Source organism: Bacillus sp. EB106-02-03-XG38 (genome assembly GCF_058792175.1).
In genome coordinates, this window is record NZ_JBYTED010000008.1 from 195,657 (window position 1) to 203,139 (window position 7,483).

Genomic DNA, 7,483 nt, shown 5'->3' on the forward strand with positions numbered 1-7,483 from the left:
AATTTTGCCACTCACATACTAGAAAAGAATCATTCAGCCTTCGATAAGAAAGAAACACAATGCATAGTTGCACACATTTACACTTTGCAACATATTGTATTGTGTTGGCTTTTTTCGTATGAATGGTTGGTTACTCTATCATATGCATATTGTAAAAATAATTGACAATAAATTCATGAAATTGCATCTTAATTTATTATATTTGGACAAGGTATGACACTTTACACATATGAATGGATAATAAAACGCTGTCCCGCAAAATACAAGAGACAGCGTTTTGTTATCAAACTATCGGTTTAGCAGACTACCTACATAGCGTAATAATTCATTCGCAGATGAAGAATTGTAGCCGTGCTCATCAATTAAGCGTGCAACAACATCATTAATTTTCTTAAGCTGATTTTCGTCTGGAGTTTTCGTTGATGTTGTAATTTTCACTATATCTTTTAAATCAGCAAATAGTTTTTTCTGAATCGCTTCGCGAAGACGCTCATGTGAATTATAATCAAAGCGTTTTCCTTTACGCGCATAAGCAGAAATGCGAATTAAAATTTCTTCACGGAATGCTTTCTTAGCATTTTCTGAAATTCCAATTTGTTCTTCAATTGAGCGCATTAGCTTTTCATCTGGACTCATTTCTTCACCTGTTAATGGGTCACGTAATTTCGATTTATTGCAATATGCTTCAACGTTATCTAAGTAATTATCCATAAGTGTCTTCGCTGATTCTTCATATGAATACACGAATGCTTTTTGTACTTCTTTCTTCGCAATTTCATCATATTCTTTTCTTGCTAATGAGATGAAATTCATATAACGCTCTCGATCTTCATTACTAATGGATGGATGCTGATCTAATCCATCTTTTAAAGAACGAAGTACATCTAATGCATTAATAGATGGTACTTCTTTTCTAATAATTGTCGAAGAAATTCGGTTAATTACATAACGAGGATCAATACCGCTCATGCCTTCATCTTGATATTCACGTTGTAGCTCCTCTACATCAATTGCATTATAACCTTCTACCGTTTCTCCATCATATAAACGCATCTTTTTAATTAAATCAATATCCGGACGCTTCGGATCTTTTAAACGAGTTAAAATCGTAAACATTGCTGCAACGCGAAGTGTGTGTGGTGCAATGTGAACATTGGATACATCACTTTCACGAATCATTTTTTCATAAATATGTTCTTCTTCACTCACTCGTAAATTGTATGGGACAGGCATTACAATAATTCTTGAGTGTAATGCTTCATTTTTCTTGTTTGCTATGAAAGAACGATACTCCGTTTCATTCGTATGCGCTACAATTAATTCATCTGCTGAAATAAGCGCAAATCTTCCCGCTTTGAAATTCCCTTCTTGCGTAAGCGATAATAAATGCCATAAAAACTTCTCATCACATTTTAACATCTCTTGGAATTCCATCATCCCACGGTTTGCTTTATTTAATTCCCCATCGAAGCGATACGCTCGTGGATCTGATTCTGAACCATATTCTGCGATAGTTGAAAAATCCAGACTACCTGTTAAATCGGCGATATCTTGTGATTTAGGATCCGACGGGCTAAATGTACCAATCCCTGTACGGCGATCTTCCGAGAAGAAAATACGCTCTACAACTACATCCTCAATTCTTGAACCATATTCTTGTTCTAGACGCATAACGTTGAGTGGCGATAAATTCCCTTCAATTCTAACTCCATACTCATCAAAGAAATCATCCCGTAAATGGTGCGGAATTAAATGAAGTGGATCTTCGTGCATTGGGCATCCTTTAATTGCAAAAATTGCTCCTCGATCTGTTCGTGAATATGTTTCTAATCCTCGTTTCAACATCGTAACTAATGTTGATTTCCCTCCACTAACAGGACCCATCAATAATAAAATACGTTTTCTAACATCTAATCGTTTTGCAGATGGATGAAAATATTCCTCTACAAGACGTTCTAAAGCATCCTCTAATCCAAATAGCTGATTACTAAAAAAGTTATACTTTCTTCTACCATCTACTTCTTCAATTCCAGCATCTTTTATCATATTGTAAATGCGAGAGTGTGCTGTTTGAGCCACCCATGGTCTTTCCTTCACAAGCTCTAAATACTCCGCAAACGTACCTTCCCATTGTAAGCGTTCTTCTGCTTCTCGATGCTGTTCAATTTTTTTTAGAATATCCATTATAGCTCCTCCCCCATCTCCTTGTTCAATCGGATTATTATAAAAGGTATGCTAGGATGTCCTCAAACATTCTTTAAATCAAAATGAAATATACAGTTGTGCTATAAAATTCTCTCCAAAATTCAAAGAAAATTCTGTATAATATAGGTATTAAAGTTTTTACACCGCTATTCATTTTAAATAAATTCTTTTCTTCCAAGAACATTACATACATTTCGATCCATATTTCAGATTCATAAACTGAAAAAATAGGAGGGATATTAGTATGAAATTATTATTAATTTTAGGTGTATCACTCACATTTCTTACAGCTATTTTTACATCTGGTTACAATGATAAACCCGGTACAAATAAAAAATGATGTGCTCCTTAGCACATCATTTTTTATTAATCATTTATAATACACATTTTCCACATCATCTTTTGATAAAGGTCGGCTATAATAATAACCTTGTACAAACTTCACATTCTTTTCCTTCAAAAATTGTATTTGTTCCGCTTTTTCTACGCCTTCTGCAATTACATTCAATTCCAAAGTATGAGCTAAATGAATAATTGCAGCTGTAATATTCGTATCGCGTTCATCTACATGTATACCTTCCATAAAAGAACGATCGATTTTCAAAGTATCAATTGGATACGTTTTTAAATAACTTAAAGATGAATATCCCGTTCCAAAATCATCTAAATGAATCTTTAAATTTTGTTCTTTCAATTGCAGCAATACTCTTTTTGATATGTCCTTATGTATAAGGGCTCCTTCTGTAACCTCTATCGCTAATAGATGAGCTGGTACATTATACTTATGTAAAGCTCGTGTAATCATCTCTATTAATGTAATAGAGCGAAAGTGTCTGGCTGAAATATTAACTGCAATCGGGACAACTTCGTATCCTTTATTTAACCATTCACGTATTTGCTTACACACTTCATTTACTACCCATTCATCAAGCTTAATGATAAAACCTGTTCTTTCTGCCAGCGGAATAAATTGATTAGGAGGGACAAATCCTAATTCTTTATTTTTCCACCTTATTAAAGCTTCCATGCTAGCTATTTTTTTCTTTTCAATATTAATTTGCGGCTGATAATATAAGAAAAACTCATTTTTTTCTATAGCACGATGTAATTGGTTTTCTATTATAAATCTTTTTTCACGTTCACAATCTAGTCCACTGCAATAAAAATGATAATGCCCTTTTCCTTTTTCTTTCGCTTTTTCCAAAGCAGCATCAACTCTTTGGAATAATATTTTTTCATCTTCTCCATCTGTTGGGGCCATTACAATCCCGATTGACGCACTTAAATACACGTCCTCTTCCTCGAATACAAAATGTTCACTAATGTTTTTCAATATGCTTTTTGCAACTACCTCTACACTTTCTTTTGTTATATTTTCTATTAACATAACAAACTGATCATCGTGTTCTCTAAATAAGTGCATACCGCTTATTTGGATACTGCTTAAACATTCTGTCACTTTTTGTAATACTTTATCTCCTTCTTTATGACCAAAAGTATCATTAATAAGATGGAATTCATCTAAATCTATAAAGATAAACGCAAAATCTATCTTCTCATTTAATAAATCATTTAACTTATTTGTACATGAAATTCTATTCATTAATCCAGTTAACTGGTCATAATAAGCTAAGTATTCCGTTCTCATCTCGTTTAATACTTGCCTTGTAACATCCCTCGTAACAATATAAACCCCAACAATTTCACCGTTCACAATAATTGGAATAGTTCTCAAAGAAATATAGAGCTCGTACCCTTCTTTATGAACATATTTCTTTGAAACAATTTGTTTCGCTCTTCCTTGCATGGCGCCTTTAAATATAATTTGAAAATCTTTTTCATATTCTTTATTAATAAATTCAAAAATAAATTTATTATTTAATTCTTCATATCGATATCCAAATATTTCATACGTTGCTGGATTCGCATATGTAATTCTACCTATAGAATCTATAGATATAATGGAGTCATTATTATATTCTAGTAATGACTTAAACAACATTTGTTTTTCCTCTATCTCTGCCTTTTCTTCAACCTGAGCTGTAATATCTCTCGTAATACAAATAATAAACTGACATATTCCTTCTTCATCAAATACAGGATTAAGTGAAGACTCATAATGTACATTACCATTTGGTAAACTAACTACATCACAAAAGGTATGTGCTTTCGCTTCGCTCGCTACTTTTGCATATTGCACTTGTAATATTTCCGCCGTATCTTCTGGCAATACTTCACCGAACGTTTTTCCATAACACTCTTCGTTTAGCTTTGCATAATCCATCCCTATCTTATTTACATAAATATATTTAAAGGTTTCATCATCCATAACTTTCACAATAAATACTAAATCTTGAATAGCATGTAATAACCCTCTTCTTATTAACTCCATATCTATCATACTTAAAAAGGTATTTTGATTACTATATCGTTCCTTCATATTTATCTCAACCCGTCTGATCAATTTTTATTCATATATCCCCATTCTATATGAATATGTACCCTTTTTTAAATGTATGATTACATATTTATTTTTATTTTTAGAAAAAAAGTCGCCATATGGCGACTTTTAATAAACAATTTCTAAATCTAATCCTGGATAATTTTGTTGACGGAATGCTTCATAAATTAAAATAGCTGCTGTATTAGATAAATTTAATGAACGCACTTTATCAGTCATTGGAATACGTAAACAGTGATCGAAGTTTTCTTCGATTACATTAGCTGGTAAGCCGTTTGTTTCTCTTCCAAATACAAAGTAGTAATCCTTCTCACGCTTACTATAATCAAACGCTGTATGAGCTTTCTCGCCATACTTTGTTAAGTAGAAGAACTCACCATCTTTATTTTTCTCATAAAACTCTTCAATTGAATCATAATACGTAATTTTCACGTGCTGCCAATAATCTAATCCTGCACGCTTTAACATTTTATCATCCGTTGAAAATCCAAGCGGTCTAATCAAATGTAATTCTGTTCCAGTTGCTGCACAAGTACGAGCAATATTCCCTGTATTTGCTGGAATTTCTGGTTGATATAAAACAACATGTACTCCCACGCGATATTCACCTCTGTTTTTTGTCTACTACGTATTATACCACTTGAACGAAAAATCTCTACCCATTAATAATATGAAAGAATTTATATTTCATTTGTGGTGTATATTTACTAGAATCTTCATAGTTCCAATAACGCCGACGGCTATTGGCTGAATGTGCATTTACAAGTGGCATACCATCTGCGTCTTTTGCCACTACAATCGTCGTATGATTCCACCTACCATCATCCTCGAAATCATAAGCGATGACATCACCAAGAATAAGGTCCTCAGGCCTTTCTACAGCTTCAGCTCGAAGTCCTGTTGTAGCACCTGACAAATACCAATAAAAAGAGTGTGCGACAGCCCAGCTCCAACTCCACTGATTCTCCCTTTGCCACCATCCTTTACGAATATTAGGATATCCATTCATTGGTACTTCTCCAGTATGAAGACACTGAGAAATAAAATTTGTACAATTATCAGGGAAATTACGATATACAGGGTTTCGATCATCCCACCAACGCTCTGCATATTTCACTGCCTCTAAACGATTGTACTGATAAGAACCATACTTCTCTTTTGTAACTTCCCTTTCTAATGTCTCACTCATTCCAACTGCTTCTGGCACTTCAATAGCATAATCACCTATTACCCGGCTATTATTTAAACAAACTCTTCGTTTTAGTTGTTCCTCTTCGATATAAAATAATTCTTTATGCTTAATTAAATATTTAAAATGTATTTGATAATCAATTTCTTGATGATTGCTATTATTTAATTGTCTCATGAAAGAAACATCTGCAGTTGCTTTCACTATCTCTGCATTACGCTTTTGAAACAATTCTTTCTTTCTCTGTGCTATTTGTAATAAATCTTCAGCAATACCATCTACAGTTGTTCGTTTCTCTGTTATATATCCTAAAAATTGTTGTACTTGCTTTTCAATATTTATTTTTACAACCATTTCGTCTCCCTCCCATATTACAATATGAAAAAGGGAGATATTATCTACTCTTTTTTCTGCGCTAACAATTCAAGTCCGCGATTCATTTCATGAAGAACCTCTTCATCTTTCTCACGTTGCATTGCTTTTTCAATGGCTTCGCCCACACCATCTCCACCAATCTTTCCAAGTGCCCATGCTGCTGTGCCGCGAAGTACTGGTCTTGGATCGTCTTTCATCACACCGATTAAATCAGGAATTGCTGATGCCTCTTTAAAATGCGCAAGTGCCAATATCGCATTTCGTTGTAACGGCTTTTTACCTCTCCACGAACCAGACATAATCCCATATTTCTCTTTAAAATCACGATTGCTAATTGTTAAAAGTGGTGTTAATAATGGCTTAACTAACTCAGGATCTGGTTCCATCTCAGGATGATTATGAAAATCCATTCCTTTATTTTTCGGACAAACAGTCTGACATGTGTCACATCCATAAATACGATTTCCTATTTTGTCGCGATACTCTTCAGGCAAAAATCCTTTCGTCTGTGTTAAAAATGCAATACATTTCTTCGAGTCTAACTGTCCGCCTTGTATTAAAGCACCTGTAGGACAAACATCAATACATTTTGTACAGCTCCCGCATTGATCTTCTATCGGCTGATCTGGTGGGAAGGGAACGTTTGTAATCATTTCTCCTAAATACACATACGAACCAAATTCAGGTGTAATAATAGCGCAATTTTTACCGCTCCATCCAATACCAGCACGCTCCGAAACAGCTCGATCACTTAATTCACCCGTATCAACCATTGACTTAACTTCTATATTGGGAAGTTTTTCGATTAAATATGCTTCTAATTTTTGCAAACGATCTCGTAAAACAAGATGATAATCTTGTCCCCAAGAAGCACGACAAAAAATCCCACGACGTTCTCCGCGCTTACTTAATGGTGCATTTTTTAATTTTGAAGGATACGCTAATGCAATCGCAATAATTGATTTAGCTCCCGGTAGTAAAAGCTGTGGGTTCGTTCTTTTTTCTATATCAGGTTCTTCAAATCCAGATTGATAATTTAATTGTTGCTGCTGGATTAAACGCTGCTTTAATTCTTCAAATGGTGAAGCACTAGCAAAGCCTATTTTATCTATACCAATCGTTTTACTATACGCAATTACATCTTGCTTTAATTGTTCAAAATCCATTCCTAATCGCCTGCTACTAAAAATATAGACAAATGTATATTCTTAGAGTATTCCTGCTTCTACGTGCCCTGCCTCGCTAATCACTTG

5 protein-coding genes are annotated in these 7,483 nt (G+C 34.1%); all 5 read right to left on the reverse strand.

Annotated features, from left to right (window positions below):
• Positions 1-288: 288 nt before the first annotated feature.
• Positions 289-2,184, reverse strand: coding sequence for a PrkA family serine protein kinase (locus tag AC3WTI_RS26070; RefSeq protein ID WP_000353283.1), 1,896 nt, complete (start codon positions 2,182-2,184; stop codon positions 289-291).
• Between the two features lie 391 nt (positions 2,185-2,575).
• Positions 2,576-4,645 (reverse strand): sensor domain-containing protein, encoded by a 2,070-nt coding sequence (locus AC3WTI_RS26075; protein WP_097842115.1) that lies wholly within the window; start codon positions 4,643-4,645, stop codon positions 2,576-2,578.
• A gap of 129 nt (positions 4,646-4,774) precedes the next feature.
• On the reverse strand, positions 4,775-5,263 hold the full coding sequence (trmL, locus tag AC3WTI_RS26080; protein ID WP_000538147.1) for a tRNA (uridine(34)/cytosine(34)/5-carboxymethylaminomethyluridine(34)-2'-O)-methyltransferase TrmL: 489 nt from the start codon (positions 5,261-5,263) through the stop codon (positions 4,775-4,777).
• Positions 5,264-5,321: 58 nt separating this feature from the next.
• Positions 5,322-6,209 carry an amidase domain-containing protein gene (locus AC3WTI_RS26085; RefSeq protein WP_087955492.1) on the reverse strand — a complete coding sequence of 296 codons (888 nt, stop codon included), beginning with the start codon at positions 6,207-6,209 and terminating at the stop codon, positions 5,322-5,324.
• A 44-nt stretch (positions 6,210-6,253) separates the two neighbouring features.
• Positions 6,254-7,396, reverse strand: coding sequence for a tRNA epoxyqueuosine(34) reductase QueG (queG, locus tag AC3WTI_RS26090; protein WP_087955493.1), 1,143 nt, complete (start codon positions 7,394-7,396; stop codon positions 6,254-6,256).
• Positions 7,397-7,483 lie beyond the last annotated feature (87 nt).